The following is a 20,541-nucleotide window of genomic DNA, read 5'->3' on the forward strand; positions in this document are numbered from 1 at the left end:
GTGGCATGAAGATTTCGGTGGTGATCCCCGCCCTGAACGAGGAAGAAACCGTGGCAGGCGTGGTGCGGGCGGTGCTCGCGGACGAGCCGTGGGAAGTTCTTGTCATTGACGCAGACTCCGCGGATGGCACCGCGCGGGAGGCCGCACGGGCAGGGGCACGGGTTCTCAACTGGCGTGACATCCTCCCCGATATCCCTCCCCGGGCGGGGAAGGGTGAATCCCTGTGGCGTGGCGTGGCCGCGGCGCGGGGAGACGTCGTGGTGTTCGTGGACGCAGACCTGGAATCGGCAGCCCCCGGCATGGTTAGCGCGCTGGTGGCGCCGTTCGGCGATCCGGGCACCATGATGGTTAAGGCGGCCTACCAGCGCAGCCTCAATGGGAATCCGACGGGCGGCGGGCGCGTGACAGAGTTGACCGCTAAGCCGCTGCTGCGGCGCTTCTTCCCGGAGCTGGGCCACATCAGTCAGCCGCTGGGCGGGGAGTACGCGGTGCGTCGCGACGCCGCTCTCGACGTCCCCTTCGCTCATGGCTATGGCGTGGAGGCAGGCCTGCTCATTGCTATGGCGCAGAAGTTCGGGGCCAGAGCCATCCGCGAGGTTCCGCTGGGGACCCGGGTACATCGCAACCGTCCGTTGGAAGAGCTCGCGCCGATGGCCGACGTCGTGGCGGGAACCATCTTGGATCTGGCGAATCAGGGAGTCACCGGGGAACGTCCGCCGCTTTGGGGTATCATCTAAACATGTTTTCTTGGCTGTTGCTTATTGTCGTGCTGGTGGCCCTCGTCGCGGTGGGCACCTACGCTTGGGGCTCGATTTTCGGCTCCGGAGAGGTGATGGAAGAGCACCCGGACGCCAGCGAGGTTAACCGGGTCAATCGCGAGCACGTGGAGGCCGGGGAACTGGACAAAGTTGCCTTCGACGTGGTGCCGCGCGGTTACCGCCAAGACCAAGTGGATGCGCTCTTGGCTGAGCTGGCGAAGAAGAAATAGCCCGCCGAGCTGTACGCAATCGCGCTATGATGGGAGAAGTATAAAACTTTCGGCGGGTCTGCAGGGCGGGCGCGTGAATGTCATCGAGAGAAAGAGTGTGCTGGAATGGCGGCTATGAAACCACGGACCACTGGTGGCGAGATGGAAGCAGCAGTGGAGTCCCGAAAAATCGTGATGCGTATTCCTTCGGACGGCGGCGGTCGTATCGTTGTCGAGTTGAGCAAGGAGGAAGCCACCGAGCTGGCGTCCCTGCTGAACGCCGCGGTCGAGCAGTAACAGGCGGCAGCTCAAGGCCTTGAATTAAATTCCCCTCCTGTCAAGGGCTCTTTCGTTGTGAAAGGGCCCTTGTGGTCTATTGTGGAGGGCATGTTGAGCCACATCGTCCACGTTCTTTCGGACCCCACCGACGGTACCCCACTGCGTTTCGAAGACGGCGAATCCCGCCTCGTCTCCGAATCCGGACATAGCTACGACGTGGCCAAGCAAGGCTACGTCACCTTGGCTGGGGGAGCCGGGCTTAAGCACGACGGCGATGACCTGGACATGGTGCGTTCGCGAGAGGCATTCCTTTCGCACGGCCATTTCGCGCCCTTTGTGGAAGCCGTCACTGCGGCAGTGCAGGACGTCGTGGAGGCCGCCGGACTGCCGGAAGATAGGGACCCCGTCATCGTCGAGGTAGGCGCGGGTACGGGCTACTACCTGGCGCACACGCTGGATTCCATCACCGGCGCGGTGGGAGTGGGACTGGACATCTCGCAGCCCGCGGCGAAGCACTTGGCCAAGTGCCACGACCGCGTCGGCGCCGTCATTGCGGACGTGTGGGAGCGGTTGCCCTTCCAAGACGACAGCGTCGATGCCATCTCCGTGGTGTTCGCACCGCGTAACCCAGCGGAGTTTCGCCGCATCCTCGCTCCGGGCGGTGAGGTCGTGGTGCTGACGCCACAGGCCGGCCACCTCAAGGAATTGCGTGAGCCTTTGGGGCTTCTCGACGTCGAGCCAGGCAAGGTCGAGCGCATGCTGGAGCAGGCGGAAGGATATCTGGAGCCGGTCGGGGAGCCGGAGATCGTGGAGTTCACGATGCGCTTGGACAAGGCTGCTATCACCGATCAGATCGGCATGAGCCCGTCCGCGCGCCACATCGACGCCGCCACGCTAGAGGAGCGACTGGCCAACCTGCCGCAGTCCATGGACATTACGGCAGTGGCCCGCCTGGACCGCCTGCGTCCGGTCCGCTAACCGCGGTTTTCCCAGGAACGCTCGATGCTGGCGTCGCCAGACACGGTGGCTTCGCATTCGCTGAAGCCGCCGTCGAAGTAGACGCGGCTGGTCATGGCTACCTGGCCGCCGTCGGCGTACACCTCCACCACGGAGCCGTCCACAATGATGGTGAGGGAGTCCGAATCTCCCTCTGCTAGTGGCGCCACTGCGGGGGCTTCCCCGGCAAAGCGGTTGTCAAAAGCCGTGCTGGAGGAGCGGTCCAGCCGCAGCTCGTGGCCAGCGTGGGTGATAACCGCGGCGGGGGTTCCCTGCGCGTCTTTGAGGGTGACGGTGACTGCGGCGTCTGAATCACGATCGGTGGGGACCTCCAGCATGCCGATCCACGACCGCGCACCGGCGGATTCCTTGATGGCCTCTGGCAGCCCCTTCGGAGGGGTCTGATACAAGGTGCCGCCCTGGAGCGTCACCACCCGCGGGAGAGACAAGACGTTGGCCCATCCCTCTTCTGTCCATGTGGGGTGGTTTGTCGGATCGTCTTGGCGCCCGACGCCGTTGACCAAGCCGAACAGGATGGCGTGGTCGTAGCGCTGTTCTTCGGACACCGTACCGGGAACGTAGTTGGTGTTGCGCGGCCTGGTGAAGTCATGGCCGTAGTCCACGCGGCGGAAACCAGAGGTGACGTGGAAGGCCGCGCCCTCGAGGCGGCCGACTACGTAGCCGGAGATATCAATGCCGTCGCGTTCGAGGGTGATGAGGAGGACGTCATAGATGTTGCCGTCTACCTCGTCGCGCAGACGGATAATGCGCGGCGCAACGACGGCGGCGAGGGGAGCGTCGGCGTCGGAGCTGGCGGGAAGTTCGGCGTCGCCAACCACCTCGAGCGGGCCCTCGAAATCCCAGACTTTCCCATCGGCGCTGCGCAGCACCACGGGCGTGGGCTTGTCCGCGGGGCCGGTCAGTGCGAGCATGATGAGGCCAGAGGTGCCTTCCTCACGGTCTTCTGCGGCCCAGTCTGGGACCACGCACGGGGAGCGGAAACGCTCGAAAGCGCCGACCGGGGTGTCCAGCGAGACCACGCAGTCACCGTGGCGGGTGACGGCGGAGTCCAAGGTCAGGGGATCGTCGGAAAGCTGGCAGGTTTCTTTGAGATCGGTGTACGTGGCATGCGCGACGGCGGTCTCGTGTTCGCGCACCGAGGTGAAATACAGGCTGGCCCCCGCCGGTGTGGGCAGCACGGTACCCGCGCGCAACGTTAATTCTTCTCCCTCCGGGGCGAGGACGTCGTCGCACTCGAACCACTCGAAGGGACCGTCCTCAGCGTAGGTGTGGCCCCACCGCGCAGGAGCATTGACATCCTGGCGGTATTGGTAAAACAGGTGCCACGTATCGCCGTCGCGGACGATACCCGCGGGAGCGTCGAGGATTCCGGTTTCGAGAGCGAAGCGGAGGTTGGGGCGGAGGGAATGAGGTGTCATGCGAAGAGGACTTCCAGGGGTGGGGGGCAGGACAAGGGGCTGCCGGTACTCGCGGGCTATAGGAGACTGCGATAGATATTCACAGTTTCAGCCGCGATGGCTTCCCACGAAAACAGTTCGGTGGCGCGGGCGCGTCCGGCAGTTCCGAAGCGCTGGGCGCGGTCACGGTCCGCCACCATAGCATTAACTGCCTCGGCGAGGTCGTGGACAAAGGAGGCGGTGTCATTCTCGTCGTAGTTGACCAGCACGCCGGTCTCGCCGTCCGCGACCACCTCGGGGATTCCGCCCACGTTGGAAGCGACCACCGCGGTGCCGCAGGCCATGGCTTCCAAGTTGACGATGCCCAGGGGTTCGTAGATGGACGGACAGACGAACACGTCGGAAGCGGTGTACAGTTCCATGATTTGCGGGCGGGTAAGCATGTCCTGGAACCAGAAGACGCCGTCGCGGGTTGCCTTGAGTTCATCGATGAGGGCCTTGGTCTCGGCGGCGATCTCCGGGGTGTCCGGGGCTCCAGCGCCCAAGACGAGCTGGATGTCCGGATCGAAATCGCGGGCTGCGCGCAACAGGTGCACCAGCCCCTTCTGTCGGGTAATGCGGCCGACGAAGCCGGCGATGGGGCGCGAGGGATCGACGCCCGCCTCAGTCAGCAAGGAACCCGGGTTGAAAGGCTCGGTGGCCTGCCACAGTTCGGTGTCGATGCCGTTGTGAACGACGTGGATCTTGTCCGCGTCGAGGTGCGGGTAAGCGTCGAGGATGGAATCCTTCATTCCTGCGGACACCGCGATGATGCCGTGGGCGTACTCCAGGGCGTTTTTCTCCGACCACGAGGAGATGTCATAGCCTCCACCGAGCTGTTCGCGCTTCCAGGGGCGGTGTGGCTCCAAGGAGTGGGCGGTGACCACATGCGGGATGTCGTAAAGGCGGGACGCCAGGTGCCCGGCAAGGCCGGTGTACCAGGTGTGGGTGTGCGCGACGTCTAGGCCGCCTGCTGCGTTAGCCATGCGCAGGCCGGTGGACAGTGTGGTGATGGCGCCGTTGGCGCCGTCGAGCTCGGGATCCACGCCGAAGGCGTGGACATTAGCCTCGTCACGCTCGGCACCCATGCAGAACACATCGACGTCGATAAGGTTGCGCATAAACCGTGTGAGTTCCGCAACGTGAACACCCGCACCACCGTAAATCTCCGGTGGATATTCCTTGGAAAAAATACCCGCTTTCATGACATCCCACCTTAGTGACGTTTTTGTTTTCACGCTGGGCTCACCTCATGGTGGGGTAAATTACCTCTGCATGTCCTGCAGACTGTGCATAAAACCTTTAAGTTTGAGGGTGTGAGAAGCCAGCCTAATGTCCTTGCCATCGTCCTTGCCGGAGGAGAAGGTAAACGCCTTTTCCCTTTGACCGAAGACCGTGCCAAGCCCGCCGTGCCGTTTGGCGGCACCTACCGCTTGGTGGACTTCGTGCTGTCCAACCTGGTCAACGCCGGTTACATGAAGATTGCCGTGTTGACCCAGTACAAGTCCCACTCCTTGGACCGCCACATCTCCCAAGCGTGGAACGTTTCGGGCCCGACTCAGCAATACATCGCCTCGGTGCCGGCGCAGCAGCGCCGCGGCAAGCGCTGGTACAACGGCTCGGCAGACGCCATCGTCCAGTCGCTGAACCTCATTTATGACGAAAAGCCCGACTACGTCATCGTCTTTGGCGCGGATCACGTCTACCGCATGGACCCATCCCAGATGGTCGAAGAGCACATCGCCACGGGCAAGGCCTGCTCTGTCGCGGGTATTCGGGTGCCGCGCGCGGAGGCCCACGCGTTTGGCTGCATCCAGGCCGACGGCATGGGCACCATCACTGAGTTCTTGGAAAAGCCGGCGGATCCTCCGGGTACCCCTGATGATCCGGACATGACCTACGCCTCGATGGGCAACTACGTGTTCACCACGGACGCGTTGATTGAAGCGTTGCTTTCTGACGAAATGAATGAGGAATCCGCCCACGACATGGGCGGTGACATCATCCCGTACTTCGTGGCTAAGGATGAGGCGCACGTATACGACTTCTCGGCCAATGAGGTCCCGGGAGCAACGGACCGTGACCGAGGATACTGGCGCGACGTGGGCACCATCGACAGCTTCTATGAGGCGCACATGGATCTGATTTCCGTGCACCCGGTATTCAACTTGTACAACCGCCTGTGGCCCATCCACTCCACGGACGTGTCTAATTTCCCACCCGCCAAGTTTGTCCAGGGCGGTATCGCGCAAGCGTCCATGGTGGCGCCGGGCTGCATTATTTCCGGGGGCACGGTGCGGAATTCTGTGCTGGCTTCCGACGTCCACGTGGGGGAGGGGGCCAACGTCGAGGGTTCGGTTCTGATGCCGGGCGTGCGTGTGGGCAAGGGCGCCGTGGTGCGTCACGCAATTCTGGATAAGAACGTCTATGTTCACGACGGTGAGATTATTGGCGTAGACCGCGGCTTGGATGAATCCCGCTTCACCATTTCCGCGGGCGGCGTCGTGGTCGTGGGCAAGAATGAGGTCGTAGGCAACCCCGAGCCCGTGCCGAACGAGCCCGCGGAAAACAATTAGGGCCAGGAACGTTCGGCCTAGAGTTTGGTTACCAGCGTGAGTCCTGACCCCAAGGGCAGGCGGGTGACGTGAGCGTCGTCGAGCTTGGCGACGGCCGCGTCGGCCTCCCGCGCTGCGTCGGTGGCGCGATCCTTGCGAGACTCGTCGGCAACGGTGCCGTCCAGCAGACTTCCTGCCAAAACGACGGTGCCGCGCTTGCTGAGCAGCGGCCATGCCGCAGATACGAGGGCGGGGTAGTCCACGATGTCGGAGTCCACGTAGATGAGCTGGTAAGCATCGTTGGCTAGGCGACCCATGACGTCCAGCGGGCGGGATGGCAAGAAGCGCACGCGAGACGGTGGGTATCCCGCTTCGCGGAAGGTTTGCTTGGCGTGGTTATGGTGTTCCGCCTCCGGGTCGATGCACGTGACGATGCCGCTCTCCGGCAAACCGGCGAGGAGATGGAGGCCGACGACCGAGGACGCCGGAGTGATGGCGATGGCCTGCGCTTTGTCGCGAGTGGCACCGTCCTCCGCGGAACTATGGCCAGTAGCGGACGCCACAAGGGTGGTCAATAGTGCGCCCGTGGCGGCGTCGGGGGTGGGAAGGGCAAATTCTTCCGCGTGTGCCAGCGCGTCAGCCAGGGCTGGAGAAGATTCCTCGGCAGCCGCGTCCTCGATAAAGCGATTCAATGCATCAAAACCCGTTGTATTCACGCTCTCCAGTGTAGGGAACTTCACCCGACTTGCGCGCTATAACGCGGATTCAGGGCGAAAAGCTCTCAGCGATCTGCCAGTTCTTTAACTGGCGTTAGTACTCCGCGTAGGGCACAATTAGTCCCATGCCATCACAGGAGTCTGAAACACCGTCCGTGTCCGTATCTAGTGAGTCTCGTGAGGCGGGAAGCGCCGAACTTACCGGTACCGCGGCGTTTGACGCGGGCGAAGCTGGTATGCCCTCCTGGTCTGAATTGGTGGCCGAACACGCAGATAGCGTCTACCGCCTTGCTTACCGCCTCAGCGGTAACCAGCACGACGCGGAAGACCTCACCCAAGAAACTTTCATGCGAGTCTTCCGCTCGCTGAACCGCTACCAGGCGGGCACATTCGAGGGCTGGCTGCATCGCATTACCACTAACCTCTTCTTGGATATGGTGCGTCACCGCACCAAGATCCGGATGGAGGCCTTGCCGGATGACTACGACCGCGTTCCTGGCCGCGGTATGACTCCGGAACAAGAATTTGACGTTGCCAACCTGGATCCCGTTCTCCAGTCTGCTTTGGATGAACTCAGCCCGGACTTCCGCGTTGCGGTCGTCCTCTGTGACGTGGTCGGAATGAGCTACGACGAGATCGCGGAGACCCTGGGTGTGAAGATGGGTACCGTGCGCTCCCGCATCCACCGGGGGCGTTCGCAGCTGCGCCAGCTTCTGGAGGATGCGGCCAAGGAATCGGAAGACGCGCAGGTATTGTTGCGCATGCGTTAGAATTGCGGCGTCATGGCACTCAACGAAATCCCGGAACCCCCTGGCAACGGCTGGAGCGGCGATAACGCTCGGCGGCGAGCGAAAAAGCTGAACGAAAAACTCAACGCCAAGTTGCACGACGTCGTGCGGCAGTTTTCGGATGTCGATCATCTCAACCCGGAAGCCATAGTGGCTTTCGTGGATGGGGAAATGGAGCACAAGGCTGCCCACCGTGCGCGAATCCATGTATTGCACTGCAATGAGTGTCGCGCTGAAGTCAAACGAGTCCGGGGCGCCGCAGACTGGGTGCGCGGCCGCAGTACCGAAGAACAACTGACTGCTCCACAGGACCTCATCGCGCGGTTGGCAGGTTTGGAGCACACACCGCCTTCCGACGCCGCGCGGGAAGCCGGCGAAGACCCTAAGATGACACCACAGGGCGATCTGATGGATCGGTTCGAAATGGTGTTCCGCGCATTGAAGCGCAATCACGGCCAGTAAACCACTGGCGGTAAGGTATTAAGCGTGTTTTCAAATATCGGCTGGTTCGAGGTCATCTTCATTATCCTCGTGGGCATTGTCATCATCGGCCCAGAGCGGTTGCCGGGAGTGATCCTGGATATCCGCGCGGCGATTTTTGCTGCCCGCCGCGCCATCAACAACGCCAAGGCTGAGCTTACTGGCGAGTTCGGGGAATTCAGCGAGGAATTCGAGCAGTTCCGGCAGCCGATAAGCCAGGCAGCGGAGTGGGGCCGCATGGGCCCACGGGCAGCGCTGACCAAGGCGCTTTTCGACGGCGATGACTCTGCCCTCGATGCCTTCGATCCTAAGAAGATGCTTGCCGAGGATCTCGGCGACGGGCCGGCTTTGACAGATGCCCCTCAGCCCCAGGCTCGCGATTATCCGTCGCATCAAACCTCCCGCGCAACCAACCCCGGTAATGATGGCGGCAACGCAAAGCCCCCTGCCGGAGGCGAGGCCCCGGCGGGGGGCTGGTCCTGGACGGACTTGGTCTAGGCGCTGGGCGGCGCGCTATGTGCGGGTCACTCCCAGGCCAAGGGACTTGCCGGCCAAGGAGTCCTTGCGGACCGCCAGCTGATCCGCGATGGCCATGACAGCCTGAGACGCGGGGGAGTCGGGGGCACTCAACACCACGGGGGTGCCGTCGTCGCCTTGGACACGTAGCTGAGGGTCCAATGGGATCTGCCCCAACAGCGGCACTTGCGCGCCTGTGAGAGTGGACAGCCGCTCGGCCACCACCTCGCCGCCGCCGGAGCCGAAGATGTCCATGACGCTGCCATCGGGCATCACCATGGCAGACATGTTTTCAATGACGCCGGTGATGCGCTGGCGGGTCTGAATGGACAGAGAACCAGCGCGCTCGGCGACTTCGGCTGCCGCGGCCTGTGGGGTAGTGACCACGAGGAGCTCAGCGTTCGGCAGCAGCTGTGCCACCGAGAGGGCGACGTCGCCGGTCCCCGGTGGCAGATCGAGTAGGAGAATATCGAGATCGCCCCAGAACACGTCGCCGAGGAATTGCTGGAGCGCGCGGTGCAACATCGGGCCGCGCCACACCACGGGGGCGTTGCCCTCCACGAACTGACCGATGGAGATGTGCTTGATGCCGTGCGAAATGGGAGGCATGAGCATGTCGTCCACGACGGTCGGTCCAGCGGTCGAACCCAGCAGGCCTGGTACCGAGTGGCCGTAGATGTCGGCGTCGACAATGCCCACCTTCAGGCCCTTTGCCTGTAGAGCCGCGGCCAAATTTACGGTCATGGAGGACTTGCCCACGCCGCCCTTTCCGGAGGCGACGGCAAAGACGCGCGTGGTGGAGTCTGGCTTAGCGAACGGAATCTCCGGCTCGTCTTGGCCGCCGCGCAATTGCTTACGTAGCTCACGACGCTGGTCATCGCTCATGACGTCCATTTCCAGGGAGACGTTGCCTACCCCGTCGATTTCTTCCAATGCCGCGCGAGCATTGGATTCAATCGTTGATTTCATAGGGCAGCCAGCAATCGTGAGATACAGCGCCACATGAACGTCATTGCCGGTGATATCAATGGACTTCACCATTCCGAGCTCGGTTAACGGGCGTCCGATTTCGGGATCCTCTACGCGGGATAGCGCGCTTTCGACAGCGGAAACTTCTAGTGCACTCATCGAACGTTAGTGTAGTCCTGGTACGGCGGGACACCAATGCCCGCGCCCCTTGTTGAGGGGGCGGCGTCGCGAAGCCGGTGCGCCCAGAGGGCGATGTATACTTTGACGGTCCACACTTTTGTCGATTTACCTGTGGTAATGAGGAACGGTACCTAGAAATGCACAAACCCTTCTCGCGGAGTCCGCGGACGCTGCGTGCCTCTGCTGTGGTGCTCAGTGCCAGCGTGGCATTAGGAGGTTGCGCCGCAGCGGAGCCCGAGCCGATGCTGGATAAGCTCCTCGACTCCACGGTCCAAGTGGTCGTGGATCCCCGCGACATCGAACAAGTGGTGTTCGGCGAGATTTACCGCGGCACTCTGGAAAAGACCGGGCGCGATGCCGTCTTGTTGTTGGATACCCCCGGTGATACCGATGTACGCGCTGGGTTCTTGACTGACGGCGACGCCGAGCTGGCCGTGGGCTGCACGGGTCAGTTGTTGCGCCACTTTAATGCGCCCACAGCGCGAGAGCTCGCGGACAGCGGCGGTACCGGCGGAGCGGACAATGACGTCTCCCCAGTGGGGGAAGATCTGCTAGCTACGACCCACATCGCACTCATCGAGTCTTTGCCACCTACTCTCGGTACGTTGGACCCGTCGCCAGCTACCGGATGCGACAACGAGGAATCCTCTGGCCTGCCGGAGAATTTCGTTCCACTCTTCCAAAAGGAACGATTTACCCGCGAGGAGAAAGAGGCACTCGTCGGTGTCACCAAGTTCATCACCAATCAGGAGCTAGACGAACTCGTGGCTAAGTCGGAAGAATCCGGTTCCGTATCCCAAACTGTTTCCTCGTGGTTGGGGAAGAATGCCAACGGCGAACAGTTCGAGATGTCGGACAACCAAAAGGAAAACGGCATCGGTGCCGACCCAAACAAGCGTGAGGAGCAAGGCAGCTAGAGGCCTGTCGTACCCGTCGTTTTCGCATGGCGGGCGGACACACAAGAAGGACCCCGCAGCGTGAACTGCTCCCCATAATCCGGACTGAGAAATCAGAAACCAGATTGTGGGGAGTTTTCTATGCATCCACGCAGCAAGTTGAGCTAGGCTCAGCGTGAACAAGCAGTGGAACTATTTGAGCAGGGCTATGGCGCTAGAGCGGTGGCTAATCGTCTCGGGGTCAAGCGGGGCCAGGTTCGAAGGCTCGAGGGTCGGTTCCGTTTGCATGGCAGACTTTGTCTTGTGAGCAAACCAACGAGGAAACAGTACTCCTTCGACACCAAGATGGAGATTCTTCGCCGCCATAAAGCCGGCGAGACCAGGTCTGATCTTGCTGCGGAATTCGGCTTGTCCTCGCCTGACCTGATTAGTCAATGGGTGTGGCAGGTCAACAAAGACGGTATTGATGCACTACGGCCGAAGCCGAAGGGCAGGCCTAAAGGCTCAGCTCGGCCTGCACCACTGACTGAAGAAGACAAGCTGCGACGCGAAAATGAGCTTCTCAAGGCTGAATTGGCGTACTTAAAAAAATTGCGGGACTTGAGGGATCAGCGACGAGGCTAAAAGTCGAAGCCATCATCACTCTTAAGTCTGACCACCGCCTCGATGACTTGATCGCCGTATCTGGCCTGTCCAGGTCGACCTTCTTCGATCATCAGCGTCGCCTTGATAAACCGGACAAATATGTCCATCTGAAGAAACTGATAACGAAGATCTTTAACGACTCTCATGCCACGTATGGCTATCGCCGCGTATGGCGTGCGTTGCGCAACGAGAATGAGATCGTCAATAAAAAGCTGGTCCGCAAGCTGATGCGACAGCTGGGATTGGTATCGAAGATCAGGCGTAAGAAGTACAACTCCTACCGCGGAGCTATTAGCCACATTGCCGACAACGTGCTTGACCGCAACTTCGAGCAAAGTGCACCGAATAAAGCGTGGGTTAGCGACGTCACCGAGTTCCGAGTCGCAGGCACCAAGGTCTACTTGTCGCCGATTATGGATCTGTTCGACCGAACCATCTTGGCTCATACCTTGTCTACATCACCGAATACCAAGTTCACATCAAGATCGTTATCCGATGCCATTGCCCTGTTCAGCCCGGATGAAGGACTCATTGTGCACACCGACCAAGGCTTCCAGTACCAGCACACCAGCTGGCGCAACCTGATTACAAACATTGGTGGCGTGCAGTCAATGTCCCGGAAAGGCAATTGCTATGACAACTCAGTGATGGAGAATTTCTTCGGTCACTTGAAATCTGAGATGTACCACGGTGTTTCCTTCAGCAGCGTCAATGAGTTCTGCCAAGCTATTGATGATTACATCCTGTGGTACAACACGACCCGACTACAAGAACAATTCAAGGGCCTGGCCCCGATGCAATATCGGAACCAGACCCTTGCTAAGACCCAAACCATTTAGAATTAACCCAGTCCGGAAAACGGGGAGCAGATCAGCGAATGCTGTGGGGTCCTTCTTTCTTTAGCGTTTAGGCAAAGGCTTCGTCGAGAAGCTTCTTCTGCTCCAGCTGGTGCACCTTAGCGATGCCCGTGGAGGTGGAAGACTGCGCGCGGCGGGACACGCGCTTGAGCGGCGGCATGTCCGGCAGCAGCTCGCGCAGATGCTCGTTGTAGAACGGCCATGGGCCCTGGTTGGCCGGCTCGTCCTGAACGAAGCGGATTTCCTCGGCGTTCGGGAACATCGCGAATGCTTCGCGCAAGCGGTTGAACGGAATCGGGTGCAGCATCTCTACGCGGACGATGGCGACGTCCTCGCGGTTGTCGTCAGCCTTGCGCTTCGCCAAGTCGTAGTAGATCTTGCCGGAGCACAGGATGATCTTCTTCACCTTGTCGGTGTCACCAATCTTGTTGCCCTCGCGGTCCACAAAGTTCGGGTCGTTGATGACGGACTGGAACGACTTGACCTCGGTGAAGTCCTCAATGGAGGATACCGCAGCCTTGTTGCGCAGCATGGACTTCGGGCTGAAGACTACCAGCGGGCGGCTCAGCGGGCCCATGGCGTGGCGGCGCAACAAGTGGAAGTGGTTAGCCGGGGTGGACGGCTGGGCCACGGTCATGGAGCCCTCAGCGCACAGCTGCAGGAAACGCTCGATGCGTGCGGAGGAGTGATCCGGGCCCTGGCCCTCGTAGCCGTGCGGAAGGAGCAGCACGATCTTGGAGGTCTCGCCCCACTTGGCCTCGCCGGAGGAGACGTACTCGTCGATGATGGTCTGGGCGCCGTTGGCGAAGTCGCCGAACTGCGCCTCCCACGCCACGAGGGCGTCCTTGTTGGCGATGGAGTAGCCGTACTCGAAGCCCATACCGGCGTACTCGGTGAGTGCCGAGTTGTAGACCAGGAACTTGCCGCCGTTGCCCTTGGACTGTGCCAGTTCGTCGAGGCCGTTGTACTCTGCAGCGGTCTCAGGGTCGTACACGACAGCGTGGCGCTGGGTGAAGGTACCGCGGCGGGAATCCTCACCGGCGAGGCGCACGAGCTTGCCGCCGTTGGCCAGGGAGCCGAAGGCGAGAAGCTCGCCCCAGCCCCAGTCGATGCCGCCTTCGGTGGCAGTCTTCAGGCGCTCCTTGGCCACCTTGGCCACGCGCTTGTGCATCTGGAAGCCCTCCGGCGGGGTGGCGTAAGCTTCGCCGATCTCCTTCATTTCCTCGGCGGTGATGGAGGTGTCCAGGCCGTGCGCCAGTTCCTGAGCGGAAGTGATGCCCACCTGCTCCTCCGGACCAGACTTGTCGGTGGACTTGACGTCGGAGAACACGGCCTCCATCTGCTCGTTGAAGTCGCGTGCAGCCGCCTCGGCCTCTTCAGCGGACAGATCACCGCGGCCGATGAGCTCCTCGGTGTAGCGCTCGCGGACCGTCTTACGGTCAATGATGCGCTCGTACATCACCGGCTGAGTCATGGTCGGGTCATCAGCCTCATTGTGGCCGCGCAGGCGGTAGCAGATGAGGTCGATGAAGACGTCCTTGCCGAACTCGCGGCGGTACTCGGTGGCTAGCTGACCCACCCATGCAACGGCCTCTGGGTCGTCGCCGTTGACGTGGAACACCGGGCAGTCGAAGCCCTTAGCCAGGTCGGTGGAGTAGTGGGTGGAACGACCAGAGTCCGGGGTGGTGGTGAAGCCGATCTGGTTGTTGACCACAACGTGGACGGTGCCGCCGGTGGTGTAGCCACGCAGCTGGGACAGGTTGATGGTCTCCTGGACGATGCCAAGGCCAGCGAAGGAGGCGTCGCCATGTAGCAGCAGCGGGACGACGCTGTAGCCGTTCTCGCCCTTGTCCAGCAGGTCCTGCTTCGCACGGGCCATACCCTCCATGACCGGGTTCACGGCCTCGAGGTGGGACGGGTTCGCCGCCAGGGTGATGTCAATTTCGCCCTCGCCGAACATCTGGATGTGGTGGCCCTCGGCGCCTAAGTGGTACTTCACGTCGCCGGAACCGCCGGCCTGGCCGCCGGTGAAGTTGCCCTCAAACTCGTTGAAGATCTGCGCCAGTGGCTTGCCCACGATGTTGAACAGCACGTTGAGGCGGCCGCGGTGCGGCATACCGATGACGACCTCGTCCAGACCCTGGCCCGCAGCGGTGTCGATGATGGAGTCCATCAGCGGGATGAGGGACTCGGCGCCTTCGAGGGAGAAGCGCTTCTGGCCCACGTACTTGGTCTGCAGGAAGTTCTCGAATGCTTCTGCAGCATTGACCTTCTGCAGGATGTACTTTTGCTCAGCGTTGGTCGGCTTAGGCTGGCCCGCTTCCAGGCGGTTCTGCAGCCACTCGCGCTCATCGCGGTCGAGGATGTGGGAGTACTCGGAGCCCACCTTCAGGGTGTAGGCGCTGCGCAGGCGGGAGAGCACCTCGCGCAGGGTCATGGTCTCCTTGCCACCGAAGCCGCCGACGTTGAAGGTACGGTCCAGGTCCCAAATGGTGAGGCCGTGGGTAGCGATGTCCAAGTCGCGGTGATCCGGGAACGGCAGACCCGGCTGACGCCAGCTCAGCGGGTTAACGTCCGCGAGCAGGTGGCCGCGGGAACGGTAGGCCTCAATGAGCTGCATGACGCGGGTGTTTTTGTCCACGCCCAGATTCGGCAGGTCCTGTGCCCAGCGCATTGGCTGGTAAGGAACGCCCATGGCCTGGAAGAGCTCGTCCCAGAACTTGTCGTCGATAAGCAGCTGGGACATAGTCTTGAGGAAGTCGCCGGACTCGGCACCCTGAATGACGCGGTGGTCGTAAGTAGAGGTCAGGGTAACCAGGCGGCCAACGCCGAGGTCAGCCAGGCGGTCCGCGGACGCGCCGGCGAACTCTGCCGGGTAGTCCATGGAGCCCACGCCGATGATGGCGCCGGAGCCCTTGGTCAGGCGCGCGATGGAGTGGCGGGTGCCGATGCCGCCCGGGTTAGTGAGGTTAATGGTGACGCCGGAGAAGTCATCCATCGTGAGCTTGTTCTTGCGGGAACGAGCAACGATGTCCTCGTAAGCCTCCACGAACTCGGCGAAGTTCTTGTTCTCGGTCTCCTTGATGGAGGCAACCACCAGGGCGCGGGAGCCGTCCTTCTGGGGCAGGTCAATCGCGAGGCCGAGGTTAATGTGCTCGGGCTGCACGACGGTTGGCTTGCCGTCCTTGACCTCGTAGCGCACGTTCATAGCCGGGTGGATCTGGGTGGCCTTCACAATGGCGTAGCCAATGATGTGGGTGAAGGAGATTTTGCCGCCACGGGTGCGCTTGAGGTGCTCGTTGATCATGGAGCGGTTTTCCCACATGAGCTTGACCGGCATGTCGCGCACGGTGGTAGCGGTGGGGATTTCCAGCGACTCGTCCATGTTCTTGGCGATAGCCTTGAACATGCCCTTGAGCTGCTTTTCACCGGCCTCGGGGGCCTCGCCGATGCGGTCCATCGGGGACTCCGGCGCCTTCTTGGCGGCCGCGGCGGCAGGCTTACCCGCCTCTGGCTTGGAAGCGCGTGCATCCTTGGCTGCTTCGGTCACCTTGGTCTCGCGGGTAGCCTGCTTCTCCTCGGTGGAAACCTTGGTAGGGGGAACGGCCTGTCCCTTGGATTCCGCCTGCTTGACAGCAGTCGGGGCGGCAGCAGCAGCGCCACCGGACTTCGGTGCGCCGTTCTTCTCGAAGTAGTCGCGCCACTCCTGATCCACCGACTGGGGATCCTCGCTGTACTGCTGGTACATCTCATCGATCAGCCATGCGTTAGGGCCGTACACGCTCGCATTGCTCACGGCAGAAGCTCGCCTCATTTCCTTGCTGTGTTTTCTTGGCTTTTAACTTTGTCTTTTAGACATTAGTAGCACTTTGAAAAGTGATCCGTCCCCAATCATACGGGGGAATCATTGATGCACAACGACGGCCGTCGTTTAACCCCTAAAACGACGCCCGAACCCTTCCGAGTAGGGAGTTTTTTACCCCAAAAAGGTGTGCTGACAAGCCACCGTACGCAGGGGGAAGAGATATTCCTTTGCCCTGCGGCCCGGCTGGCACCCATGCTTTACGACGCGAATTGGCGCACGGTCCCCGGCAAGGGGTCAAGCTCGTCGTGCGCCGAGGAGATAACCTGCTGCGCCAGCTTGCGGTTGGCCATCGTGCCCAGCACGGCGCCGATACCCAGCGGCAGGATCTTGGAAAACAGTGACCACCGCAGTTTCTTCGTCGCGCGCTTCATGAAGGCCTTGGTCAAGCGGCCGTTGAGTCCCTGCAGAGTCGGGCCGGAAAAGTGCGACAGCGTTGCCAGCGAGGTTGCTCCCTTCAGTGAAGCGGTATCACCCAGAACGGTCTCCACGATGGCGGATCCCTTGTTACCCAGCAACACGACGAGGACCAGGGTGCGCCGCACCTCGGGGTTCCGAATGTCAGCGCCGCGCAGGAAGGCAGAGGCCACGATGTACCAGGCACTGGCGTCGAGGAACACGAGCGACTCAGCGCCTACTGCCGCGGCACCGGTTACAAATCCAATACCTGGGATGGCGGAGGTCGCGCCCGCCGCCGCGCCGGTGCCAGAGACAAGCTTGAGGAAGTGGCCGTCGATAAGCGACTGAATGTCCGCCGGGGACGCATCGGGGTTCTTCTTCACCAGGCTGCGGATGTACTTCTCAATGGCGCTTGACTGCATGGACACTGCTCGGTCCAGACCGCCCAAGAGCATCTTTGCCGCGGTGTCGTTGTCGTTAAGACGCTCCGGGGTGACTGCACTGGTCTCGCCCTGCGGGGTCGTCACTTCGGTGGAAGACTCGCGCGAAGTGCCAGTGTCATCTTTACCCACACCAAAAAGTCCCATTTCTCATCATTCCTTCTCTGTGGTGTCGTAAGTTCTAAATTCGTTCCTAAGTAAACGCGTGCGATGAGCTTTCCTTATCGCACACCATCATCAACGCTACCGATTTCCCTCCGGTTCCCGTTGAGTCCATATCGTTATTCTGGAGAATATGAGCACGCAACCCGGAGCTGATGACGCGGTCGAGGACTTGGACGTCACCGACAACCCCATGCTGGTGCGCACCCGCTTCGGGTGGGTCAAGGGCGTGGACATGCCTGAGCTGGGGGTGCGTTCCTGGCGTGCCATTCCCTATGGGCAAGAGACCAGCGGCCAGCGCCGCTTCGCGTCGCCGGTACCAGTGGAACCGTGGGAAGGAGTACTGGAATGCTCGCAGTACGGCAGCCCTGCTCCCCAACCCACGTACTCGTGGACCGACCGAATCGCAGGCGATGAGGACTGTCTGCATCTAGACATCGTGCGGCGGGCCACGGACGAGAAACTTCCCGTGGTGGTCTACCTGCACGGCGGCTCCTTCATCATGGGGGCAAGTCATGAGCCGATGCTGCGGGGGTTTCATTTAGCCCGCACTACGAATGTGGTCTACGTGTCAGTGAATTTTCGTCTTGGGGCGCTGGGTTACCTGGACCTGCGCAGTCTCTCAGGTGACTGCACGGCGAACCCTGCTGTGGAGGATCAGTTACTGGCTCTGCGTTGGGTGCGGGCCAACATCGCCGCCTTCGGCGGTGACCCGGACAACGTCACATTGATGGGGGAGTCCGCCGGCGGCGCCGCGGTGCTGACGTTGATGAGCGTCCCTTCAGCGCACGGTCTCTTCCACCGCGCCTTGGCGCAATCCCCGCCGATGGGCGTCTTTCACTCGCGGACGCAATCGACGTTCTGGGCACGGGAGTTGGTGTCTAGGCTGGGGTTGCCGCGCTTGGCCTCAGTGGACGACCTACGCGTGGAGAACTTCGCTGATATCGTCCGGGCGGGACAATCAATGATGTGGGCGGGGCGAGAGTTTCTGCACCTTAACACGTCGTACGCTCCGACCGCGGACGAGAATTTCCTCCCAGAGCACCCCTTAGCGGCTTTCGCTAATGGCAATCAGGCGCAAGTACCGTTGCTCATCGGCACGAACTCCGACGAGGCAAGTTTCGGTAAATTCGTCTACCAGCGGCAGAAGAAGCGCAGCAAGGCCGCGCACCGCCTGCTTCGGTCTTTCGATCCGGACGGCGCCCCGGGGGTACTTGCGGCGTACAACGATGCGACGGCGCGCTCGGACTTTGCAGAATTGCTGGCCGACGCCCTGTTCTGGGCCCCGGCCACGGCTTTGGCGTCCCGGCACTCGGACAACCACCCAACGTGGATGTATCGCTATGACTTCGCGCCCCCAGCCCTGCGCTGGGTTGGCTTGGGCGCGATGCATTCACTAGAACTGGCCAACGTCTTTGGCGACATGGATGCCTCACGCGTTTCCTTCTTCACCAAACTGGGTGACTCCACAGATATGGAGCGTCTCACGCAAGAAATGCAAGGTTTTTGGGGCGACTTCTTCCACGGCAAAGACCTGGATTCCAGCTGGCCTCGTTATGATTGCGACCAGCGCATTACGCGGATCTTCGACGCGGAAAGCTCACTGGAGTACGACCCGAAGGCGGAGCGGCGTATTGCTTGGGAGGGGTACTCAATGACCGAGTGGGGAGTAGGCCGTCCGGAGATTCTTGAAGCCCTGAGTTTCCTGACGGAGGGGCTCGGTGAGCCACCCAACGTGCAATAAACAGCATTCAGCACACGCGCCCGGGCAATAGTCGGTAGGCTTGGCTTCGCTTTCACATCCACTCTTGAATGCAGATAGGGCAAAGGGAAAATGAGCTTTTTCGAAGATATTGCCACCGCGTTGGACGCTGAGGGCATTGAATCTCGTGTTAATGATGACGTGATGTTCGTTCCGATCACCTCGGACCTGGAGATTCAGTTCGTTGAAATCGACCCCATCCTGCCAGCCGCAAACGTGTATATCGCAGCTGCTGACGTGGACGAGGACGATGACGAGTTCGAGGCGGTCTTGGTGTCCGTGGCGTTCTCTGTCGATGACGCTGTGGAGGCAGTTGCCCGCCACGTTGCCACCGACCAGGTTGTGACCGTCCTGCGCGACCTTCTCGAAGGCACCGATGAACGCATCGCAGACCTCGAGTTCATGCAAGACGAGTTCAATCCGAACCTCGTTATCGCGGACGTAGCGCAGGAATCCCAGCTGCGCGTTCTCGTGGAAGTGGTGGATAGCGTCCCTACCGCCGTGGTGCGATTCCTTTCCTTTGACCTCAGCGCTGAGTTCGATGATGACCGTGAAGTGGAGGAGGATGACTTCTGGATCACCGATGACTCCGATGAGCTTTCCGATGAAGATCGCCAGCGTCTCTTCGGCGACGATGAGGACGACATCGACGTTCTCGGTGCGGATGACGAGTTCTTGGACATTGAGCCGATAGTCGAGGTGCCGTCAGAAACACTGGAGCTGGGTACCTACACTGATTTCGACCGCCTGTTTAACATCCTGTCCCTCGTCGCCGACCAAGCCGACGACTGGGAGTCCCAGCTCGTGGAGTTCGATGAAGGTGAATACGACGAGCCTGACGTCTACGACATCTTCGGCGCCGACGACTTTGATGACGACGTCGACTACGACGACGAAGACGATGAGCTTGAGGACGACGACGTCGACAGCAGCGACAGCGACAGCACCGACGACAGCAAAAAGTAAGGGTCAGCGCCTACGCCGCTGAGGCAAGGCCCTCGAAGAGAGACACAGGGGAGCGCACGGGCAGGAATGCCTTGTCCACCAACCAGAGGAAGGTGGCTGCGCTCCCCGTAGTGATCTCGTGGACCGCACCTGACTTTGCGCCAGGCACCAATGCGCGCACCCAGGCCTCGGCCAGCGCCGGGAGTACCGGGTAGCCGTTGGGATTGGTAATGCGCACGGACACCAAATAAGCCGGTTCCCGGGTCTCGCCAAAACCACGGACGCGCGCCCTGGCACGCGGGCCTACGCGGTGGCGCGTTAACGTCATGGTGAGATCACCATCGCCCGCGATGTCCGGCAGTTGTTTCTGTGGCGGGCGCCAATCTGGTGTAGGACGCGCCAGGGAGCGCGGGTGATGCAAGACGCTCTGGAGTGAGTCGAGCGTCTCGCCGTGGTGCTCAAGAATGCGTGCGGTGAGCTCGAAAGTGTTCAATGACGGGCGGCGGTAGTCCATGTGTTGTTTCATGGTGAGGATATTACGAAGGCGAAAGACATCATCCTGACTGAAATTTCCCATCCTCGAACACGTGTTCTATTCCGGGGTTGTGTGCTGGGTAAACGAGGGCATAATTCGCCGAACGTCACGGGAAGGACTACCCTCAGGATTCAC

General features: G+C 61.1%; 18 protein-coding genes and 2 pseudogenes. 13 read left to right on the forward strand and 7 right to left on the reverse strand.

The window, feature by feature from the left end; genetic code table 11:
* Nucleotides 1–5: 5 nt before the first annotated feature.
* The 4 genes from H0194_RS09780 to H0194_RS09795 all read left to right on the forward strand — a co-directional run bounded on the left by H0194_RS09780 (nucleotide 6) and on the right by H0194_RS09795 (nucleotide 2,224).
* The gene (locus H0194_RS09780; RefSeq protein WP_185175691.1) at nucleotides 6–737 is read left to right on the forward strand and encodes a glucosyl-3-phosphoglycerate synthase; all 732 of its coding nucleotides are present in this window, start codon (nucleotides 6–8) and stop codon (nucleotides 735–737) included.
* A 2-nt stretch (nucleotides 738–739) separates the two neighbouring features.
* Nucleotides 740–988 (forward strand): DivIVA domain-containing protein, encoded by a 249-nt coding sequence (locus H0194_RS09785; protein ID WP_185175692.1) that lies wholly within the window; start codon nucleotides 740–742, stop codon nucleotides 986–988.
* 105 nt (nucleotides 989–1,093) lie between these two features.
* The gene (locus H0194_RS09790; RefSeq protein WP_185175693.1) at nucleotides 1,094–1,264 is read left to right on the forward strand and encodes a DUF3117 domain-containing protein; all 171 of its coding nucleotides are present in this window, start codon (nucleotides 1,094–1,096) and stop codon (nucleotides 1,262–1,264) included.
* Between the two features lie 90 nt (nucleotides 1,265–1,354).
* Nucleotides 1,355–2,224, forward strand: coding sequence for a methyltransferase domain-containing protein (locus tag H0194_RS09795; protein ID WP_185175694.1), 870 nt, complete (start codon nucleotides 1,355–1,357; stop codon nucleotides 2,222–2,224).
* Here the strand turns inward: H0194_RS09795 and H0194_RS09800 are convergent.
* Both H0194_RS09800 and glgA read right to left on the reverse strand, forming a co-directional pair.
* Nucleotides 2,221–3,681 (reverse strand): GH32 C-terminal domain-containing protein, encoded by a 1,461-nt coding sequence (locus H0194_RS09800; protein ID WP_185175695.1) that lies wholly within the window; start codon nucleotides 3,679–3,681, stop codon nucleotides 2,221–2,223. The genes H0194_RS09795 and H0194_RS09800 overlap by 4 nt on opposite strands.
* 56 nt (nucleotides 3,682–3,737) lie before the next feature.
* Nucleotides 3,738–4,904 carry a glycogen synthase gene (gene glgA / locus H0194_RS09805; RefSeq protein ID WP_185175696.1) on the reverse strand — a complete coding sequence of 389 codons (1,167 nt, stop codon included), beginning with the start codon at nucleotides 4,902–4,904 and terminating at the stop codon, nucleotides 3,738–3,740.
* Nucleotides 4,905–5,015: 111 nt separating this feature from the next.
* Here glgA and glgC point away from each other — a divergent pair, with 111 nt between their 5' ends.
* On the forward strand, nucleotides 5,016–6,275 hold the full coding sequence (gene glgC, locus H0194_RS09810; RefSeq protein WP_185175697.1) for a glucose-1-phosphate adenylyltransferase: 1,260 nt from the start codon (nucleotides 5,016–5,018) through the stop codon (nucleotides 6,273–6,275).
* A 17-nt stretch (nucleotides 6,276–6,292) separates the two neighbouring features.
* Here the strand turns inward: glgC and H0194_RS09815 are convergent, their stop codons facing one another.
* A complete protein-coding gene (locus tag H0194_RS09815) occupies nucleotides 6,293–6,970 on the reverse strand; it encodes an O-methyltransferase (RefSeq protein ID WP_185175698.1) in 678 nt (225 codons plus the stop codon).
* A gap of 125 nt (nucleotides 6,971–7,095) precedes the next feature.
* Between H0194_RS09815 and sigE the strand changes: the two genes are divergently transcribed.
* Genes sigE through H0194_RS09830 form a run of 3 tightly spaced genes read left to right on the forward strand, consistent with a single transcriptional unit; the run spans nucleotide 7,096 to nucleotide 8,736 of the window.
* Nucleotides 7,096–7,740: an RNA polymerase sigma factor SigE gene (gene sigE / locus H0194_RS09820; RefSeq protein WP_185175699.1), complete on the forward strand. Its 645-nt coding sequence runs from the start codon at nucleotides 7,096–7,098 to the stop codon at nucleotides 7,738–7,740.
* 12 nt (nucleotides 7,741–7,752) lie between these two features.
* Nucleotides 7,753–8,220, forward strand: coding sequence for an anti-sigma factor (locus H0194_RS10905; RefSeq protein ID WP_211996066.1), 468 nt, complete (start codon nucleotides 7,753–7,755; stop codon nucleotides 8,218–8,220).
* A gap of 24 nt (nucleotides 8,221–8,244) precedes the next feature.
* Nucleotides 8,245–8,736, forward strand: coding sequence for a twin-arginine translocase TatA/TatE family subunit (locus tag H0194_RS09830; protein ID WP_185175700.1), 492 nt, complete (start codon nucleotides 8,245–8,247; stop codon nucleotides 8,734–8,736).
* Nucleotides 8,737–8,751: 15 nt separating this feature from the next.
* On the opposite strand, the gene H0194_RS09835 is transcribed toward H0194_RS09830, so the two are convergent.
* Entirely contained in the window at nucleotides 8,752–9,882 is a 1,131-nt protein-coding gene (locus tag H0194_RS09835) for an Mrp/NBP35 family ATP-binding protein (protein WP_185175701.1), read from the reverse strand.
* Between the two features lie 158 nt (nucleotides 9,883–10,040).
* On the opposite strand from H0194_RS09835, the gene H0194_RS09840 reads away from it, so the two are divergent.
* From H0194_RS09840 to H0194_RS09845, 3 genes and pseudogenes are all read left to right on the forward strand, one after another.
* Complete coding sequence (locus tag H0194_RS09840; protein WP_185175702.1) at nucleotides 10,041–10,820, forward strand: type 2 periplasmic-binding domain-containing protein; 780 nt, start codon at nucleotides 10,041–10,043, stop codon at nucleotides 10,818–10,820.
* A 165-nt stretch (nucleotides 10,821–10,985) separates the two neighbouring features.
* Nucleotides 10,986–11,060, forward strand: a pseudogene (locus H0194_RS11225) (hypothetical protein); the annotation flags it as partial.
* Nucleotides 11,029–12,283, forward strand: a pseudogene (locus H0194_RS09845) (IS3 family transposase). The pseudogenes H0194_RS11225 and H0194_RS09845, both read left to right, overlap by 32 nt.
* A gap of 67 nt (nucleotides 12,284–12,350) precedes the next feature.
* On the opposite strand, the gene H0194_RS09850 reads toward H0194_RS09845, so the two are convergent.
* A complete protein-coding gene (locus tag H0194_RS09850; protein ID WP_425486429.1) occupies nucleotides 12,351–16,097 on the reverse strand; it encodes a multifunctional oxoglutarate decarboxylase/oxoglutarate dehydrogenase thiamine pyrophosphate-binding subunit/dihydrolipoyllysine-residue succinyltransferase subunit in 3,747 nt (1,248 codons plus the stop codon).
* A 266-nt stretch (nucleotides 16,098–16,363) separates the two neighbouring features.
* Nucleotides 16,364–17,149: a hypothetical protein gene (locus H0194_RS09855; protein WP_185175704.1), complete on the reverse strand. Its 786-nt coding sequence runs from the start codon at nucleotides 17,147–17,149 to the stop codon at nucleotides 16,364–16,366.
* Between the two features lie 148 nt (nucleotides 17,150–17,297).
* Between H0194_RS09855 and H0194_RS09860 the strand changes: the two genes are divergently transcribed.
* Together H0194_RS09860 and H0194_RS09865 are read left to right on the forward strand one after the other, a co-directional pair.
* A complete protein-coding gene (locus H0194_RS09860) occupies nucleotides 17,298–18,908 on the forward strand; it encodes a carboxylesterase/lipase family protein (RefSeq protein ID WP_185175705.1) in 1,611 nt (536 codons plus the stop codon).
* A gap of 90 nt (nucleotides 18,909–18,998) precedes the next feature.
* Nucleotides 18,999–19,892 carry a DNA primase gene (locus H0194_RS09865; protein ID WP_185175706.1) on the forward strand — a complete coding sequence of 298 codons (894 nt, stop codon included), beginning with the start codon at nucleotides 18,999–19,001 and terminating at the stop codon, nucleotides 19,890–19,892.
* 10 nt (nucleotides 19,893–19,902) lie between these two features.
* On the opposite strand, the gene H0194_RS09870 is transcribed toward H0194_RS09865, so the two are convergent.
* Nucleotides 19,903–20,397, reverse strand: a complete 495-nt coding sequence (locus H0194_RS09870; RefSeq protein ID WP_185175707.1) for a hypothetical protein — start codon at nucleotides 20,395–20,397, stop codon at nucleotides 19,903–19,905.
* Nucleotides 20,398–20,541: the final 144 nt, after the last annotated feature.

Source organism: Corynebacterium incognita, from assembly GCF_014217255.1.
Lineage (GTDB): Bacteria > Actinomycetota > Actinomycetes > Mycobacteriales > Mycobacteriaceae > Corynebacterium > Corynebacterium incognitum.